We start from the raw sequence: 16,457 nt of genomic DNA, 5'->3' as shown, positions 1-16,457 counted from the left end.
AGCCACCCACCAATCTACTCCTTTCGGCGCGCCGCCATGAATTGCCGCACTCCGGCCATGATCACGAGCACCAACGAGACCCCGAAAACGGTGAAGAGCAGCAGCGGGATGCCCACGTCGCGAAACTGGCCGACGGTGGGAAACAGGGTTCCGAGGGGCGACGATTCGGATGACTCGGGGAGCGGTGACGCGCTGGGGACCGGCTCCGGCTCGAGCGTCTCGAGGTCGGGGGTCTCGGCCGTCGCCCGCCGGTTGATGCGGATCCACTCGGCGAGATCGCCCATGGGGTTGGCGGTGATGGCGGGCACGTCCGCGGAAACGGCTGCCGCGGCATCCACGAGTCCGTAGCCGTAGATGGGGTCGGTGCCGTCCGCTCCGGCCGGCGTGGCGGTGGAGATGATGCGTTCGATCACGTTCGCCGCGCTGAGCTCGGGGTGGGCGGCGCGCACCAGGGCGACGATGCCGGAGACGATGGGGGTGGCGCCGCTCGTGCCGTCCCAGAGAACGTAGCCGCCGCCGGGGGTCGCGCCGACGAGCTGCTCGCTGGGCGCGGAGACGCCGATCGTGATGCCCTGCGACGAGGCGTCCCAGCTGGCGCCGCCGGTGCGGCTGACGCCGCCGACCGTGAGCACGCCCGGCATGGTGGCGGGGGCGCCGACCTGCGAGGTGCCGCTCCCCCGGTTGCCGGCCGCGGCGACGACGACGACGTCTTTCTCCATGGCGTAGAGGAAGGCCGCGTCCCAGCTGCTCGGCCACTCGAGGGTGTTGCGGGTGAGCGACATGTTGATCACGTCGGCGCCGTTGTCGACGGCCCAGCGTACGGCGTCGGCGATCTGGTCGTCGGAGCTGGGGCCGTCGGTCTCGCCGAAACCGAGCGAGATCGCGAGCAGGGATGCGGCGGGGGCCGCACCGATCACGCCGGCGCTCCCGCGGCCGCGACCGGCGGCGAGCGAGGCGACCATGGTACCGTGCGAGCTGTCGCCGGAGCCGACGGGGGTCTGCCCGTTGCTCGAACCCAGCGTGGAGAAGTCGGTGCCGCCGACGACGGCGCCGGCGAGGTCGGGGTGGGTGCCGTCGACGCCGGTGTCGATCACGGCGATCGTGACGCCGGCGCCCTCGGTGACGTTCCACGCCTCGCGGATGCCGTAGTCGTCGAGCCAGTACTCGCGGTCACGGATCGAGTCGGCCTGCGCGGGGGCGGCGGTGCCGATGAAAACGGAGGCGGTGGCGAGCAGCAGCGCGATGATCTTGCTGGTTGAGTAGGCCGCCCGCGGCCGTATCGAAACCCCGGCCTCGATACGGTCGCTGCGCGACCTACTCGACCAACGTGAAATCACACGCATTCACAGACCAGCGGGCTCCACGCCGCACGCTCCAGCGCCAGGTCGCCGATCGGGTTCACCCCGGGTCCGGCCGAGAGAGAGTGGCCGGCGAGGGCGTGCAGGCACTTGACGCGCACGGGCATTCCGCCGGCGGAGATGCCGTCGATCTCGGGCACGTGGCCGAGGCTCTCGCGGTCGGCGAGGTAGGCCTCGTGTGCGGCCAGGTACTGCGCCGCGATGTCCTCGTCGTTGAGCAGTTCAGACAGCTCGTTCATCACCTGCGTGGCCTCGAGCGTCGAGATCGCCGCGGTCGCCGCCGGGTGCGTCAGGTAGTAGAGCGTGGGGAACGGGGTACCGTCGTCGAGTCGCGGCTTCGTCGCCACGACCGTCGGGTTGCCGCACACGCAGCGGGCCGCAATGCCGATCACGTTACGGGCGGGCCGTCCCAGCTGGTGGGAGACGGCGGCGATGTCAGCCTCGGTCGGCGGTGCGAAGGGTGGGGTGGTCATGGAACGGGAACCTGCGGGCTTTCGAGTTCGGCTGCCGTGTCATCCGTCAGGCCTGCCGTGAATAGGGAGGAGACGACCGTGTGCACCCAGTCGACCTGCGTGGTCTGGATCTCGGTGCTGATCGGTGCACCGTCGGTCGTGGTGAGTTCGGATCCGTCGCCCTTCACCGAGTACGTGAAGTCGCCGGGGAAGACGTACTTGAGCCGGTCGCGCGCCTGGGCCTCGATGTAGGCGGGATCGCTCCAGCGGTCGACGTTGCTCTCGAGGTCGGCGACCGCTTCCTTCTGCTGCTCCACGTCGGTCGTGAGCTCGGCCAGCTGCTGCTGCTGCTCGATCACCAGCCGCAGGCTCGGCGCGAGCACGATGACGGCGAGGATGATCAGGCCGAGCATCACGAAGGTGAAACCGGAGAGGCGGATGTTGCGCAGCCACTGTTCCGGCGCACTTTCCATCGACGGCAGCGCAACGGGTACCTTCTGCGTGCGCTGCCGTCGTGCCATGGATTCGACCCTAGGCGGTGAAGCGTGGGAAAGCGCTGCGACCCGCGTACACGGCCGCCTCTCCCAGTTCTTCTTCGATGCGCAGCAGCTGGTTGTACTTGGCTACGCGCTCGGAGCGCGCCGGGGCGCCCGTCTTGATCTGGCCGGTGTTGACCGCGACCGCGAGGTCGGCGATGGTCGTGTCTTCGGTCTCACCCGAGCGGTGCGACATAACGGCGGTGTAGCCGTTGCGCTGCGCGAGGGAAACGGCGTCGAGAGTCTCGGTGAGGGTACCGATCTGGTTCACCTTGATGAGGATCGAGTTGGCGGCGCCGAGCTCGAGGCCCTTCGCGAGGCGGGTCGGGTTGGTGACGAACAGGTCGTCGCCGACGATCTGGGTCTTGGTGCCGAGGGTCGAGGTGAGCTCGGCCCAGCCCTCCCAGTCGTCCTCGTCGAGCGGGTCTTCGATCGTGACCAGCGGGTAGGCGGCGACGAGCTCGGCGTAGTACGCGCTCATCTCGGCGGCGCTCTTCTGGCCACCCTCGAACGCGTAGGAACCGTTGGTGAAGAATTCGGATGCCGCGACGTCGAGTCCGAGCGCGATGTCCTTGCCCGGCGTGAAGCCTGCGGCGGTGATCGCCTCGACGAGCAGGTCGAGCGCTGCGCGGTTGCTCGAGAGGTTCGGGGCGAATCCGCCCTCGTCGCCGAGACCGGTGGAGAGGCCCTGCGTGTGCAGGATCGACTTGAGCGCGTGGTACGTCTCGACACCCCAACGCAGGCCCTCGCTGAAGGTCTCCGCGCCGATCGGCAGGATCATGAACTCCTGGATGTCGACGTTCGAGTCGGCGTGCGACCCGCCGTTGATGACGTTGAGCATGGGAACGGGGAGGACGTGCGCGTTCGCGCCACCGACGTAGCGGTAGAGCGGCATGTCGGCCGAGTCGGCGGCGGCACGGGCGACCGCGAGGCTCACACCGAGGATCGCGTTGGCGCCGAGCTTCTTCTTGTTGTCGGTGCCGTCGAGCTCGATGAGCTCGGCGTCGATCGCGCGCTGTTCGGCGGCGTCGAAGCCTTCGATGGCCGGGCCGAGCACGTCGATGACGGCGTCGACGGCCTTCTCGACACCCTTGCCGAGGTAGCGGCTCTTGTCGCCGTCGCGCAGTTCGTATGCCTCGAACGCTCCGGTCGATGCACCGGAGGGCACCGCGGCGCGAGCCACCGTGCCGTCTTCGAGCAGAACCTCGACCTCAACGGTCGGGTTTCCTCGGGAGTCAAGAATTTCGCGGGCGCCTACTGCCTCGATCAAAGCCACGGGTGGTTCTCCTTAAAGATGGTGGATTGTCCGTTAGGCATCTTACTCGCGCCCGCTTTGCTCCCCCGTGCCGCTTTCGCTGTTTACCAGACCGTCAGCCAGCGTTGACCTGCCGATCCATTCGCGCACGGTGGCGTTGAAGAGCGCGACGTTCTCGATGTTCCACTGGTGGTGCATGCCGGGGGCGATCGCGGTCTCGACGCCGTCGATCGCCGCGAGCACTGCCAGGGAGTCGACGCTGATGGCCCGGGAGTCTCGACCGCCGGCGACGGCGAGCACCCTCACGCCGAGCGCGGGCACGGCCGCCGCCAACTCGGCCGGGTCGAACCCCCGGCAGGTCTCGTCGAAGATGGCGCGTGCTGTCTCCTGCCGGATGCCGAGCCCGGTCTCGGTGAAGATCTCGACCGAGTCGGCCGGAAGTTTGTAGCCGCGGGCGAGCGCGGCCCAGAACCACGGGCGGTTCCAGGCGGCGAGCATGACCCGCCCGCCGAGGATCGCGGCGCGGGACGGCGGGGTGATGCTGGCGCTCGCGAGCAACAGGCTCGAGACGGTTGTCGGATGTCGCAGCGCCAGCTGCAGTGCGACACCGGCGCCGAGCGACAACCCCACGACGTGCGCGACACCGCCGCGCGCCGTCGAGGCGATCAACTCGGCCACGCGGTCGGCCGCGTGCGCCACTGACACCCACGGTTCGTCGTTGCTCGCCCCGAAGCCGGGCAGGTCGGGCACCAGGATGTGGTGGTCGGGGAACGCTGGAATCTGCTCGCCCCACATCCACCCGGCAACGTTGCCGCCGTGCAGAAACACGATCGTGTCGCCGGCGTGTGGGCTGCCGTCGTTGTCGCCGTGGAACACGAGGTGCCTCACCGTTCGCCGCCCTTCAGGATGCCCAGCGCGTTCTGAATGAGCCGGTCGAGCTGCGCGGCGAGCACCGGTTCGTCGACGCCGAAGTCGACGCCGTCCTGATGCTGCTCGAGCCCTTGCCACGCCGCCTCGACGAGCTCCGCACCTGCAGCGGTCAGCACGACCGTGTTCGCGCGGGCGTCCGCGGCGCTCTTCGCCACGTCGACGAGCCCGGACTTCTGCAGCACCCCGACCCGCTGCGTGACCGACGCCCTCGATACTCCGAGGTTCTGCGCGATGGCCTGCTGTGTCGTCGGGCCGAGCACCCGCGCCATCAACAGCACCAGGAATGGCGCGTAGTGAATCCGGTGCTGTGCGACGAGATAGTCGTCGGCGATGCGATCGAGCAACACCGTCGCGCGGTGCAACTTGAACGCCGTGCTGTCGACGAACTCTGCTCGTCGCGGTTCGGTCGGTCGCAGTTCAGCCTGTCGCGGTTCAGCCTGTCGCGGTTCAGCCTGTCGCGGTTTGGTCTCGTCCATATTGTTAAGCATCTAACAATATCGCCGCTGGATCAAGACCCGCGTAGTCCGGCGTCGGGTCACCCCAATCAGTTGTCCGTCACACCATTCAGCCGGTGGGCGCCTCCAGCTCCCGCCACTGCAGGTCTTCGACGGTGGTCATCTCGGGCTTCACGGTAGCGACGCGCTTGAAGCCTTGGGCCGCGAGCTGGTCGAGCAGCACGCGCGTGTTCTTCGTGCTGCGCTCGAGCCGCACGCGCTTTCCGGCCGCGATCAGGTCGGACTTCAGTGCGAGCAGCGTGGCAGGGGCGACGCTGTCGTCGTAGAGGAGGGCGGTGGCATCCGCGCCGAGCACGTCGGGAAGGTCGACGAGGTCGACGAGTCGCTCGAATCCCAGCGAGAAGCCGGCGGCCGCGACATCCGAACCGAGGAAGCGACCGATCATGCCGTCGTAACGTCCGCCGCCGCCGAGCGAGTACCCGAACTCGGGGTGCGTCACCTCGAAGATCGTGCCGGTGTAGTAGCCCATGCCGCGCACGAGGAACGGGTCGAACTCGAGCACCGCGCGGTCGACTTCACCGAGCATCTCGCCGATCGCCGCCAGTTCGGTGATCGCGGTGTCGTCGACACCCTCGGGCAGTGACGCGCGGATGGCGGCTTCGCCGAAGCCGAGATCCATCGACGCAACCGGGCGCTGCAGGAAGGCGGCGAGCGCCGCCACCGGCTCGGCCGGGAACGCGCGGTCTTTCAGCTCTTCGATGACGCCGGTGACCCCGAGCTTGTCGAGCTTGTCGAGGGTGATGAGCACGGCGGAGTGCTCGGACGCGGGAAAGCCGAGCACCGTCAGCATGCTCGTGAGTAGGCGACGGTCGTTGATGCGGATGCTGCAACCCTCGATGCCCAGGGCGCGGACCGTGGCCGCCGTCGCCGAGATGAGCTCGACCTCGGCGAGCGGGCCGGACTCGCCGATGATGTCGATGTCGCACTGCACGAACTGGCGGTAGCGCCCCTTCTGCGGACGCTCGGCACGCCAGACTGGCGCGATCTGGATGGCGCGGAAGACCTTGGGAAGCTCACCGCGGTGGGTCGCGTAGAACCGGGCGAGAGGCACGGTGAGGTCGAACCGCAGGCCGAGGTCGGCGAGTTCGAGCGCGTCGGTGGCGTTGTGCAGGTCGTCTGTGGTGAGTCCTCGCTTGAGCACGCCGAACGCGAGCTTCTCGTTGTCGCCGCCGAGTCCGGCGTGGAGGCGGGAGCTGTCTTCCATCACCGGGGTCTCGATCTCGTCGAAACCGTGGGCGAAGTAGTTCTCGCGGATCACGCCGAGCACACGCTCGCGCGTTGCCTTCTCGGCGGGGAGGAAGTCGCGCATTCCGCGCGGGGCGTTTACGGGGGAGGCCATGATTCGATTCTGTCAGTTTCTCTGGAATGGGATTTCGACAGGCTCAATCCGCGGGGTGGGCTCAATCTGCGGGGTGGTCATCGGGCCGCCTCCTGCTCGCGGCGGAGGTCGCGCATCGCGGGACTCTTGGAGGGCATCGGTCTGTATGTCTGGGACGGGTCGATGTCGGGCGGCGGCACGAGGAAGTAGTCGGTGCCCACCCGCTCGATCTCCCACCCTTTGTTATGACAGAGCAGGTGATGGAACTTGCACAACAGAACCCCGTCTTTGAGGTCGGTTCGGCCGTCGTCTCGTGCCCAGAACTTGATGTGGTGGGCTTCGGTCATGGATGGCGGTCGATCACAGTCGCCGAATAGGCAGCCACCGTCGCGAACCGCGAGCGCGATGCGCTGTTTCGGGGTGAAGAACCGCTGCTCTTTGCCGACGTCGAGCGGCTGCCCGAAGCTGTCGATCGTGACATCCCTGAGATCGCCGCCGCAGCTGAGGCGTTCGACGGTCGCGAGGGAGATCGGCGCCGAGGTGCCCTCGATGCGTCCGTGGCCCTCGCGGGCTTTGACCGTCTTCTTCGTCACCAGCACGCGGATGGCGGCGGCCCCGGTGCCCAGGAGTTGAGAGGAGTCTGCGTCGGCTCCGGCCTGCAACAGCCCGAGAAGTGTGTCGGAGGCGAGCTGCTCGATGGTGCGCGGGTCGGCCAGGATGCGGTCGGCCGCCTCTTTGCGGTCGCCCTCCACGAACCGCACGCCGCGCTTCGGCGAGGTGGCCCTGTCGTACAGCTCGGTGACGACCGCGTAGTTCTCGGGATCGAGATCCCACACGAGACGGCCCATGCCGTTCGACAGCACATAGTGCCGAAGCGACCGCTTCTCGAAGCGCTCACGCTCGCGGTCGGCGATGCCTACCTCGTCGAGTTCGTCTCGCAGTTCACGTGCTCGCTTGAGTAGCCGGTCGACGTCGAGAATCGCGGCCTCCAGGCACAGCTCCCGGGCCGCCCCAGCCAGCGCATCGGCCGAGACGTTGTCCGTCGGCGACCCGAGACCCGTGCGGATCGCATCGGCGGCGGCCACCGACAGCGAACCGGCCGAGACCGCCGCAGCGACATCGGCAAGCCACGGCTCCCGCGCCTCGAACTGCTCGCCCGTCGCCGGATCGATCGACCCCGCGGTCGCCGCCTCGCGAACCAGCCGCCCGACCCGCACCGCCGTAGTGGCGTCGCGGCCGGTCGCGCCGGTCGTGGTGCGCAGCAGCTCTTCGGTGCTGCGGAAGCCCTCGCGCTGCGCCAGCCCGGACTGCCCCATCTCGCGCGTCGACCGCGCCGCGATCTCGCCGGCGATGAGCGCGAGGTGGGCATCGGCGATCTGCTTCTCTTGCGCGGCGAGACGGGACAGTTCGACGAGAGCCGCGTCATCCGCGGTCTGAAAATCGGCAACGTCTTTCGACACCGCGGACAGCGCCGTCACGGCAGCGGCGAACTGCTTCGTGAGGTCGGTGGCGGTGGTCGTTTGCATGCGTCAATTCTCTCAGTTTCGAACGTACATTCGAGAGAAAAGGCGGAGAAGTGTGGAGAAATACGCATGCTTGTGGATAAGTGGAGGAGGAGAGCGGGCCTAGGCTGAACTCATGATGAGGATGGCGGCACTACTGGCAGCGACCGCCCTCGTGAGCGGATGCGCGCAGACCGGCCAGACCGACCCCGGCCGCGTAGCAACCCCCACCATCGAGATGCCCGCCGACGCGACATCCGCCACCGTCAACTACGTGCACGACGGCGACACGCTCTTCCTCACGACGCCCGCCGACCCGAATCTCAAGGTGCGCCTGGTCGGCATCGATACTCCCGAGATCGGCGACGATCTCGAGTGTTACGGCGACGAGGCGACCGCACTGCTGCGCGAGCTGCTGCCCGAAGGAGCACCCGTCTTCACGCAGCAGGACGCCGAGCCCGAAGACCAGTACGGCCGCTCGCTGCTCTACCTCTTCACCGCGGACGGCACGTCGGTCAACCTCGAGATGGTCGCGCGGGGAGCCGCGGAGGCGGTGCGCATCGGCGAGAACGACGCCTACTGGGATCAGCTAAGCAGCGCCGAGTCGATAGCGGTGGAGTCACAGGCCGGCATCTGGGGCGCCTGCTAGCTCGCCGGCATCCCGATAATCCCGGCGTCGACACCGCCGTCTTTCTCGACCTCGCGAATCTCGTCCTGTAGCTGACGCAGCACCGAACGCAGCGACCGCTCGGCGTCGAGGCCGTTCAGCCGCGCCGACGTCACTATCGCCAGCAGCACGCCGCCCAGCTCGTCCTCCGAACCGAGAGAAAGCGCACCCGGGGCGGCGGCGTCGATGATCCCCAGCTTCTCGGCCTTGCCCAGCACCTTGTCGGCAAGCGCGAGCGCCGGCATCGACTGCGGTATGCCGTCGAGCACGCTCGTGCGCTCGCCCTTGTCGGCTTTCTTCAGCTCGTCCCACATGCCCGAGACGTCCGAGCCGGTCTGCACGTTGAGCGCGGCCTTCTCGGCAGCGTCGCCGAACACGTGCGGGTGCCGACCGATCATCTTCGCCGTCATGTTGGCCGCGACATCCTCGAGCGTGAACTCCTCCCCAGGCGTGTGCGCCGCGATGTCGCTGTGGAAAACCACCTGGTAGAGCACGTCGCCGAGTTCCTCGATCATCTCCTCGCGGTCGCCCCGCTCGATCGCGTCGACCAGCTCGTACGTCTCCTCGACGAGGTATTTCACCAGCGACTCGTGCGTCTGCTCGGCGTCCCACGCGCATCCGCCCGGAGCCCGCAGCTTCTCGAGCACGGCGATCAATTCTTCGAGTTTCGGATGCTGCGTGGCGTCGGTCATGGCTCCATCCTGTCACCCCACCCCGGGACCTTCGCCTCTGCCCCGGTCCCCCGCGAGCGAGGAGAGTCGAACCATCACCCAACGAGGAGACAGCTATGAAGGCAGCACGGTTCTACGGCCCGAACGACATTCGAATCGAGAACATCGACGAACCCGAGCTGCGCGCCGGCGCGGTCGCGATCGATGTGGCGTGGTGCGGCATCTGCGGCACCGATCTGCACGAATACCTCGAGGGCCCGATCTTCATTCCCGCCGCGGGTCATCCGCACCCCCTCTCCCACGAGGAGGCTCCCGTGACTCTCGGCCACGAGTTCTCCGGCACGGTCACGGCCCTCGGCGAGGGCGTCGACGACCTGAACGTGGGCGACAACGTCGTCGTCGAGCCCTACTTCGTGTGCAACGAGTGCGCACCCTGCCTGGCCGGCAACTACCACCTGTGCGAGAAGATGGGCTTCATCGGTCTGGCCGGTGGCGGCGGCGGGCTCAGCGAGAAGGTCGTCGTCGACCGCCGCTGGGTGCACCCGATCGGCGACATCCCCCTCGACGAGGCCGCTCTCATCGAGCCGCTCTCGGTCGGCCACCACGCGTTCGTGCGCAGCGGCGCGAAGGCGGGCGACACGGCGCTCATCGGCGGCGCCGGCCCGATCGGCCTGCTGCTCGCGGCGGTGCTGAAGGCCGAGGGGCTGACCGTGATCATGTCCGAGCTGAGCGAGGCGCGGAAGGCGAAGGCGCTGTCGAGCGGCGTCGCCGACCACGTGCTCGACCCGAGCCAGGAGAACGTGGCCGACCGCGTGCGCGAGCTCACTGACGGGGTCGGCGCCGACGTCGCGTTCGAGTGCTCGAGCGTCAACGCGGTTCTCGACATGCTCTTCGACGCGATCAAGCCCACCGGCGTGATCGTGAACGTCTCCATCTGGGGAAAGCCGGCGACGCTCGACATGCAGAAGCTCGTGCTGAAAGAGATCGACCTGCGCGGAACGATCGCCTACGTCCGCGACCACGCGCCCGCGATCAAGCTCGTGCAGGAGGGCAAGGTCAACCTCGCGCCGTTCATCACCGCGCGCATCGCCCTCGACGACCTCATCACCGAGGGCTTCGACACTCTGATCAACCACAACGAGACCGCCGTGAAGATCATCGTGCATTCATAAGATTTCGGATGTCACGGACGCCGCGAGAACTCCATCACCCAGTTGAGCCCCCACGTGACCCCGTCGTCGTACGAGAAACTCTGCTGCCAGGTGGCGGAGTCCGTGTCATCCGTAGTCCACTCGAATCGCAGCTTGACCGCGCGACCACCGATCACGTCGTCCCCGTAGAACACTCCGCGCCCGTCGGCCCAGACGCCCTCCATCGGCGGGTCGATGTGCCCGGGCGCCCGGCTCGACGCCCACCAGATGCGCCACACCCTAGTCGCCGGGTCGAACTGCCGGATGGTCAGCCCCTCGAACCCCGCGACCGCGGCCGACGTCGGTACGAACATGCGGTCGATGTGGCCGAGGCCGCCGAAGACCGGCTCGGCGTGCCCGGTCGCCTCGAACTCGATCCACTCCGTGCAGCCGGGGTCTGTGACGTCTGCCAGCTTGCAATTGTGGATGTTCCACTCGCCGAAAATGAAGTCGAAATCGTGTTCGTCAGCCATGCCGTCTCGTTTCGTCGGGATCGTTGGCTGCACTGTATGGCGCACCACCGACATCCGTCTTCGCTACCCTCGAAGCATGGAACCGGCCTCGACCCACCTGCGCGCCGAGCTGCTCCCCCGCAAGGTGCACGGCTGGGCGAAGGTGCGTCACTACGCGGCCGCCGTCGGCAACGCCTTCATCGGCGACGTGGCCGTGGTGAGCGACCTCGTCGTCTACCGCCGTGACAGCGGCGCCGAGATCATGAGAACCCCCGCGGATGTCGGGTCCCCCGAGTTTCTGCTCGACCAGGTGAACGCCGACCTACAGTCGAAGACCGTGGTCGAGTTCCTGAGCGAGTGGCGCCTAGACGTCGACCCAGAATCGCCGGTCGAGTAGGTCGCCCCGCGCCCGTATGCTGCCGGTCGAGTAGGTCGCCCCGCGACCGTATCGAGACCAGCCGTATCGAGACCCCTAGGCCGCAGCCGCCTCCCCGGCCCCGGTCTCCACCCGCGACTGCCGCGGCATAGCCAGCGCCGCGACAACAGTGACGACCGCCGCCACAGCGACGCCGATGAACACGACACCGGAGGCCTGCTCGACGACCGCGACATCCGTCTCTGTTCCTGCCGCCAGGAAGATCGCGTTCGCCAGCGCACCGAAGATGGCGACGCCCACGGCGCTGCCGATGGACCGGGCGAACAGGTTCGTGCCCGTGACGACGCCGCGCTCGTTCCACGCGACCGACGACTGGGCCGCGATGAGCGACGGCACTGCGATGAGTCCCATGCCGAGACCGATCACGAAGCAGCACAGCGCAACGAACCACAGCGACGGCGTCTGCGCCGTCGACGCGAGCGCGACCGAGCCGACGACCGCGAACACGAGCCCGATCAGCTCCGTCGTGCGGAACCCGAACCGCAGATACAGCCGCCCCGACAGCGACGCCGAGATCGGCCAGCCGATGGTCAGCACGGCGAGCGCGAGGCCCGCGACGAGCGGCGGCGTTCCGAGCGTGCGCTCCAGATACGTCGGAACATACGAGGTCAGCCCGATCAGGATCGCGCCGACGCCCAGCCCAATGAGCGAGGTCGTGAGCAGCAGGCGGCGCGAGAACACCCAGAGCGGCAGCACCGGCTCGTCGGCGCGCGACTCCGCCCAGACGAACAGGCCGAGCAGAACCGCACCGAGCGCGAATGCCCCGATGCTCTGCGGCGAGTTCCACGCCCAGGCCTGGCCGCCCTCGAGCACCGCGAGGATCAGCAGCGACAGCGACGCGGCCAGCAGCGACGCCCCCAGGTAGTCGACCTTGCGCTGCTTCTTCTCGACCGTCTCGTGGAAGTGCGTGTAGATCATCCACGCCGCGATCAGACACAGCGGGATGTTGATGAAGAAGATCCAGCGCCACGACAGGAACTGCGAGAACAGTCCGCCGAGGGTCGGCCCCACGACCGACGAGATCGCCCACACACTCGCCAGGTAGCCCTGCGTCTTGGCGCGCTCGGCGACGGTGTAGATGTCGCCGGCGATGGTGACGGACATCGGCTGCACCGCGCCCGCACCCAGACCCTGGATGACCCGGAAGGCGATCAGCGCCGGCATGCTCCACGCGAACCCGCACAGAATCGACCCGAGCAGAAACAGCCCGATGCCGATGAGCACGATCGGCTTGCGCCCCACCATGTCGCTGAGTTTCGCGTAGATCGGCACCGAGACCGCCTGCGCGAGCAGGTAGATCGAGAAGAGCCAGGGGAAGAGGCTGAAGCTGCCCAGGTCGTCGACGATGGATGAAACGGCCGTCGCGAGGATCGTCGAATCAATCGCCACGAGCCCGGTCGTGAGCATGAGCGCGATAAGAATCGGCCCGCGCTCGGACCGGAATCCGACGTCCTTGCGATTGACGGTATTGCTCACGCGGCGCTCACTCCTTCTTCAGGGGGCGGATGTCCCCTCGGAAGGTAATTCGCGGGTGGGGCAGGGCATTCCCGCGACATGAAAGAACGGTCCCGACGGTCGGGGAGCACCACGAGCTAGCGAGGCGTCGCCTAATCCCACCACTGTCCACCGCGATCTAAATAGAACGGGCGCAAAGACGGCGCAGTTCCTTCACAACTCGGAGAGCCGATTCCTCGGGCTGGGTGGAACTGGACAGGTCCCACGTAACTCGGGTAACAGAAATGTCCCCGACCTCAAGCGGTGCGATATTGGGGATCGTACCGCCACCAAACGTGAGAATGAAGGCGTTCTTTACCTTGTATGCCGCCGCGAAGAATACTGCTTGAGCCAGGTCTCCCCGGTCCCAGTAGCCCAGTGCGATCTTGTACTTGACGTCCCCCGTGACCTCGAATCTCCCGAACAGGAGATCGGGATTTGCCCGGACCGCGCTGGGCAGCAATACTTTCCCACCCTTCGAAACGACGACGGGTGCGAGCCCGAGAGACAGGATGTTGCGCAGCCCTGTTTCCACGAGCCCCGGGGTCTTGATGAGAAAGGTGTGAAACGGTTGCCCTCCATCGCCCAAGCCGCGAATATGACCTCGCATAAGTTCCATACCCAACTCGATCGCGCCGCGATAATGTTCGGTCGATCGAGTGAACGGCTCACGCGCATCGTTCGATTGCAAGTCCCCGATTTCCGACATCCCACGGACCGAGCGCGCAGCGCGCCGGCGAGTTGTCTCTGCAATCTCTTCGGCATTGCTCAGGACTCTACAAGCCGCTTTTAGAATGCGGTTGAACGGGGTGTCATAGTCAAATTTCTCGTAGGCCGTTAGCATCTCCGCTCGACCAGAAAGCCAGCGCTCTACTGTCGGCGTCGGCACGACCGATCCGCGAACGGATGCGGCCCACTCCTTAACTTCCCGATAGTCACGAGTTAGTCCATATCGCACCAGGGTCTCGACTTCGTCGAGAAACCATTGGGCCATCAGTTCAAGAAAGTTCGAACCGGAAGAGAGCGAAACCCGGGAGGCAGCGGTCCGCGCATGGATTCCGATTGCGTGCCTCGCGATGTAGGCAAAGTGTTCGAAGGGAATTTTTGGCGTCACACGCAAAACCAGATTCGGAAGGCCGATGGCACCAATGGCGTCCAAAACTGTTACGTCGTACTGTAGATCGCCGCGAGCTTCTATTCGCACCGCGCGAGGCGACGAAGGGGTTTCCTCGGAGCTTCCCCACCAGGCCGCCTGTCCAGCGAGTTTCAGCGCCAGCTCTTCGAGCGCCCGAAGTTGCGCCTCGTTCAGCCGAACTCGAGAGGGAACTGATTCCACCAGCTGAACAGAATCAGTCATTTCCCCAGAAAGCCTCAAAAGTAAGAGCCTCAGCCCCCGCGGGCTGGTCGTAAAAATAGTCCTCAATAAGAGGCATCAACTGGTGCTTCCATATCTTCGTCAGAGCACCCATAGTCATCCTGTCTTTCATCAGGTAACTGTGGCCTACCGCTAGGTGTCGATCGCCCAAACTCGCTTCGAGCGCATTATTGAGACTCACGAAACCCTTGAAAAGAGTTTCGCCGAGTTCGTTGTTGTTCTCCGGCTTCAGATAGTGAGAACGAAGCACCTCCACGTCGGGAGCGAGCTCGAAGAAATCGAACCGTCGGCGTAGCGCAAGATCAATCGATTTTGTACTGCGATCTGCCGTGTTCATCGTTGCGATTATGTAAAGGTTCTTTGGCAGGCTGAATTGAGCGCGGTGCATGAGGTGAATATCCCGGTCGCGATACTCGAGCAGGAACATCAGCTCGCCAAACACACGCGGGATATTCGCTCGGTTCATTTCGTCGATAATCAGCACGCGCGGCATCGCGTCTTCTTCGATCTGATCGGCGAGCCGCAGAATCGCACCCGGGTGAGATCGAAACTCGAGTAAACCGCCGTCGGCGGGTACGGGCCTCAGCCCTTCTACGAAGTCTTCGTAGCCGTAACTCGGATGGAATTGCACTAGCTCGATATACGGATTGTTCTTCACCTCACCAGGCATTCCGAGCAAGTAGGCGGCCAGATGGTGCGCCACAAATGTTTTGCCGGTGCCGGGCGGGCCCGTCAGCGCTACCTGGGGACTTTCATCCATAAGGCCTTCGAATATCTCGAGTACCCGCTCTACCGGCCAGTTGATGTCAGAACTTAATTGCGACAGGCCGTCATCCCCTCCCGCGAACGCTTGCGGGTCTGGTTCGTTCCATATCTCCGAGTCGGCTGCTGCGGGAAATTCCTTCAGGCGAGCAAGAAGCCACTTCAGGTCGCCCGCTATCTCTTCATCCAGAGGTACCTGTCCCGCGGTGTACTTAAAGGCGAGCAGATTGCCTTGTTCATAACGGGCGCCAAGCCCAATGTCATGGAGGCTTATAGTCCGAACTACGCGGCGCTCCCGCTCGATATCTACATCTACCTCGCGGTAGTCGGCAAGAAGTCGACGCCCTTCAGTGACTTCCTGCGCGATCTGCGACGACGACAGCTCCGTGACGCCCAAATCGAGGCTCAAGTAGGCCGCAGAGCCATCAGCCGCGAACAGCAGGACCACGTACCAGCCGCTACGCGAAGACGGAGATTGAGCAGGGTCATAGATTCGAACCCAAGGAACTTTTGCCGCGTTGCCCTGGCCATTGCTTCCCTTCACAGAAAAGAGGACGCCGTCGTCAAGGTCTCCAGCAGCCGCTTGAAGTTCGGGTGGAAGGGTACGCGTGACGATCGAGCGCCGCTCGTCCATGAGCTCTGACTTGAACGCTTTGAAGTGATGCTGAAGCTCGAGCACCCGCTCGATGTCAGTTTGGATGGACAATCTCGTACCCCCTGTTAGAACGCCTAACGAGGACACTACGGGGCGAAAGCCAAATTGAGACTATTTGTCACTCAATCCTCACAGGTCGGCTCAGTCACAGCCGAATCCTTCAGACTGAGTACGTGCTCTCTCCCGCCGCGCCCCTAACACCGTGGATCCTCGGCGCGGTTCTCGTCGCGCTCCTCGCGTTCATGACGTGGAACGCCATCCGCAAGAACCGGCGCGAGTACGCGACGTTCAAGCGGCAGCGGTCGACGAAGCGGCGGCAGAAGACGTTCCGTAAGTGGCTGCGGCAATCGTTCGTCAACTTCGGCGGGGCGGCCGTGGTCGTTCTCGCCCTGAGCTGGCAGTTCGTGGAACCGTTCGCGAACGCCGTCGACGGGTGGCCGTGGGTCGCTGGAGCCAAGCAGGCATTCGCCGACAGCGGGTGGCTGGGCCCGGCCCTCGTCGCAGGATTCGTGGTGGTCATCGGCGGCGGCGCCGTGCTCGGCATCTTCCTCGCCCGCAGCGAGACCGCGGTGCCGTCGATCGGCGACGTGCAGGCGCTCCTCCCCCGCAACCGCGCCGAGCTCAAGTGGGGCGCGGCCCTCGCCATCAACGCCGGCGTCGTCGAGGAACTGCTGTTCCGCCTGGCCCTGCCCGTGCTCATCTTCGGCGTCACCGGGAGTGCGGTGGCCGCCGTGGCGGCCAGCATCCTGATCTTCGGTCTTCTGCACGCGTATCAGGGCCTGCCCGGCATCATCGGCTCGGTCATTCTCGGCACCGCGTTCATGGCGATCTATCTGGCCACCGGAAGCATCGTGGTCGCGATCGTGGTGCACGCGCTGTTCGATCTGCG

General features: G+C 65.9%; 17 protein-coding genes. 4 read left to right on the top strand and 13 right to left on the bottom strand.

What is annotated here, in order from left to right; translation table 11 throughout:
* Positions 1–14: 14 nt before the first annotated feature.
* The 8 genes from ACLQ6X_RS10540 to ACLQ6X_RS10505 all read right to left on the bottom strand — a co-directional run bounded on the left by ACLQ6X_RS10540 (position 15) and on the right by ACLQ6X_RS10505 (position 7,890).
* Entirely contained in the window at positions 15–1,343 is a 1,329-nt protein-coding gene (locus ACLQ6X_RS10540) for a S8 family peptidase (protein ID WP_411700119.1), read from the bottom strand.
* Positions 1,334–1,831 carry a DUF501 domain-containing protein gene (locus tag ACLQ6X_RS10535; protein ID WP_411700118.1) on the bottom strand — a complete coding sequence of 166 codons (498 nt, stop codon included), beginning with the start codon at positions 1,829–1,831 and terminating at the stop codon, positions 1,334–1,336. Before ACLQ6X_RS10535 ends, ACLQ6X_RS10540 begins: the two co-directional genes overlap by 10 nt.
* Complete coding sequence (locus ACLQ6X_RS10530) at positions 1,828–2,331, bottom strand: FtsB family cell division protein (RefSeq protein ID WP_411700117.1); 504 nt, start codon at positions 2,329–2,331, stop codon at positions 1,828–1,830. The genes ACLQ6X_RS10535 and ACLQ6X_RS10530 overlap by 4 nt, the downstream gene beginning before the upstream one ends.
* Positions 2,332–2,341: 10 nt before the next feature.
* Positions 2,342–3,622 (bottom strand): phosphopyruvate hydratase, encoded by a 1,281-nt coding sequence (eno, locus tag ACLQ6X_RS10525; RefSeq protein WP_411700116.1) that lies wholly within the window; start codon positions 3,620–3,622, stop codon positions 2,342–2,344.
* Positions 3,623–3,664: 42 nt separating this feature from the next.
* Complete coding sequence (locus ACLQ6X_RS10520) at positions 3,665–4,489, bottom strand: alpha/beta fold hydrolase (RefSeq protein ID WP_411700115.1); 825 nt, start codon at positions 4,487–4,489, stop codon at positions 3,665–3,667.
* A complete protein-coding gene (locus tag ACLQ6X_RS10515) occupies positions 4,486–5,007 on the bottom strand; it encodes a MarR family winged helix-turn-helix transcriptional regulator (protein WP_411700114.1) in 522 nt (173 codons plus the stop codon). The genes ACLQ6X_RS10520 and ACLQ6X_RS10515 overlap by 4 nt, the downstream gene beginning before the upstream one ends.
* A gap of 88 nt (positions 5,008–5,095) precedes the next feature.
* On the bottom strand, positions 5,096–6,385 hold the full coding sequence (gene hisS, locus ACLQ6X_RS10510) for a histidine--tRNA ligase (protein WP_411700113.1): 1,290 nt from the start codon (positions 6,383–6,385) through the stop codon (positions 5,096–5,098).
* Positions 6,386–6,462: 77 nt separating this feature from the next.
* On the bottom strand, positions 6,463–7,890 hold the full coding sequence (locus ACLQ6X_RS10505) for a DUF222 domain-containing protein (RefSeq protein ID WP_411700112.1): 1,428 nt from the start codon (positions 7,888–7,890) through the stop codon (positions 6,463–6,465).
* A 112-nt stretch (positions 7,891–8,002) separates the two neighbouring features.
* Between ACLQ6X_RS10505 and ACLQ6X_RS10500 the strand changes: the two genes are divergently transcribed.
* A complete protein-coding gene (locus ACLQ6X_RS10500) occupies positions 8,003–8,515 on the top strand; it encodes a thermonuclease family protein (protein WP_411700111.1) in 513 nt (170 codons plus the stop codon).
* Here ACLQ6X_RS10500 and ACLQ6X_RS10495 read toward each other — a convergent pair.
* Complete coding sequence (locus ACLQ6X_RS10495) at positions 8,512–9,225, bottom strand: MazG family protein (RefSeq protein WP_411700110.1); 714 nt, start codon at positions 9,223–9,225, stop codon at positions 8,512–8,514. The two genes, ACLQ6X_RS10500 and ACLQ6X_RS10495, sit on opposite strands and share 4 nt — an antisense overlap.
* Positions 9,226–9,320: 95 nt before the next feature.
* On the opposite strand from ACLQ6X_RS10495, the gene ACLQ6X_RS10490 reads away from it, so the two are divergent.
* Positions 9,321–10,376, top strand: a complete 1,056-nt coding sequence (locus ACLQ6X_RS10490) for a 2,3-butanediol dehydrogenase (protein ID WP_411700109.1) — start codon at positions 9,321–9,323, stop codon at positions 10,374–10,376.
* An 11-nt stretch (positions 10,377–10,387) separates the two neighbouring features.
* Here the strand turns inward: ACLQ6X_RS10490 and ACLQ6X_RS10485 are convergent, their stop codons facing one another.
* Positions 10,388–10,867 carry a hypothetical protein gene (locus ACLQ6X_RS10485; protein WP_411700108.1) on the bottom strand — a complete coding sequence of 160 codons (480 nt, stop codon included), beginning with the start codon at positions 10,865–10,867 and terminating at the stop codon, positions 10,388–10,390.
* A 76-nt stretch (positions 10,868–10,943) separates the two neighbouring features.
* Between ACLQ6X_RS10485 and ACLQ6X_RS10480 the strand changes: the two genes are divergently transcribed.
* Positions 10,944–11,243 carry a hypothetical protein gene (locus tag ACLQ6X_RS10480; RefSeq protein WP_411700107.1) on the top strand — a complete coding sequence of 100 codons (300 nt, stop codon included), beginning with the start codon at positions 10,944–10,946 and terminating at the stop codon, positions 11,241–11,243.
* Between the two features lie 75 nt (positions 11,244–11,318).
* Here ACLQ6X_RS10480 and ACLQ6X_RS10475 read toward each other — a convergent pair whose 3' ends face one another.
* The 3 genes from ACLQ6X_RS10475 to ACLQ6X_RS10465 form a co-directional block, all read right to left on the bottom strand.
* Positions 11,319–12,689, bottom strand: coding sequence for an MDR family MFS transporter (locus tag ACLQ6X_RS10475; protein ID WP_411700129.1), 1,371 nt, complete (start codon positions 12,687–12,689; stop codon positions 11,319–11,321).
* Between the two features lie 226 nt (positions 12,690–12,915).
* Complete coding sequence (locus ACLQ6X_RS10470; protein WP_411700106.1) at positions 12,916–14,133, bottom strand: 5-methylcytosine restriction system specificity protein McrC; 1,218 nt, start codon at positions 14,131–14,133, stop codon at positions 12,916–12,918.
* Entirely contained in the window at positions 14,126–15,619 is a 1,494-nt protein-coding gene (locus tag ACLQ6X_RS10465; protein ID WP_411700105.1) for an McrB family protein, read from the bottom strand. The genes ACLQ6X_RS10470 and ACLQ6X_RS10465 overlap by 8 nt, the downstream gene beginning before the upstream one ends.
* A gap of 122 nt (positions 15,620–15,741) precedes the next feature.
* Here ACLQ6X_RS10465 and ACLQ6X_RS10460 point away from each other — a divergent pair.
* Positions 15,742–16,457, top strand: a 716-nt coding sequence (locus tag ACLQ6X_RS10460; protein ID WP_411700104.1) for a CPBP family intramembrane glutamic endopeptidase, incomplete at its 3' end; no start/stop codon positions are given.

The organism is Conyzicola sp. (genome assembly GCF_046714715.1).
Taxonomy (GTDB): Bacteria; Actinomycetota; Actinomycetes; order Actinomycetales; family Microbacteriaceae; genus Conyzicola.
This window is presented reverse-complemented; position numbering and strand designations above follow the sequence as displayed.

Coding starts and splice junctions, on each gene's coding strand:
- ACLQ6X_RS10540 (WP_411700119.1), bottom strand. CDS start 1,343: ATGCGTGTGATTTCACGTTGGTCGAGTAGGTCGCGCAGCGACCGTATC.
- ACLQ6X_RS10535 (WP_411700118.1), bottom strand. CDS start 1,831: ATGACCACCCCACCCTTCGCACCGCCGACCGAGGCTGACATCGCCGCC.
- ACLQ6X_RS10530 (WP_411700117.1), bottom strand. CDS start 2,331: ATGGCACGACGGCAGCGCACGCAGAAGGTACCCGTTGCGCTGCCGTCG.
- ACLQ6X_RS10515 (WP_411700114.1), bottom strand. CDS start 5,007: ATGGACGAGACCAAACCGCGACAGGCTGAACCGCGACAGGCTGAACCG.
- hisS (WP_411700113.1), bottom strand. CDS start 6,385: ATGGCCTCCCCCGTAAACGCCCCGCGCGGAATGCGCGACTTCCTCCCC.
- ACLQ6X_RS10505 (WP_411700112.1), bottom strand. CDS start 7,890: ATGCAAACGACCACCGCCACCGACCTCACGAAGCAGTTCGCCGCTGCC.
- ACLQ6X_RS10500 (WP_411700111.1), top strand. CDS start 8,003: ATGATGAGGATGGCGGCACTACTGGCAGCGACCGCCCTCGTGAGCGGA.
- ACLQ6X_RS10495 (WP_411700110.1), bottom strand. CDS start 9,225: ATGACCGACGCCACGCAGCATCCGAAACTCGAAGAATTGATCGCCGTG.
- ACLQ6X_RS10490 (WP_411700109.1), top strand. CDS start 9,321: ATGAAGGCAGCACGGTTCTACGGCCCGAACGACATTCGAATCGAGAAC.
- ACLQ6X_RS10485 (WP_411700108.1), bottom strand. CDS start 10,867: ATGGCTGACGAACACGATTTCGACTTCATTTTCGGCGAGTGGAACATC.
- ACLQ6X_RS10480 (WP_411700107.1), top strand. CDS start 10,944: ATGGAACCGGCCTCGACCCACCTGCGCGCCGAGCTGCTCCCCCGCAAG.
- ACLQ6X_RS10475 (WP_411700129.1), bottom strand. CDS start 12,689: ATGCTCACGACCGGGCTCGTGGCGATTGATTCGACGATCCTCGCGACG.
- ACLQ6X_RS10470 (WP_411700106.1), bottom strand. CDS start 14,133: ATGACTGATTCTGTTCAGCTGGTGGAATCAGTTCCCTCTCGAGTTCGG.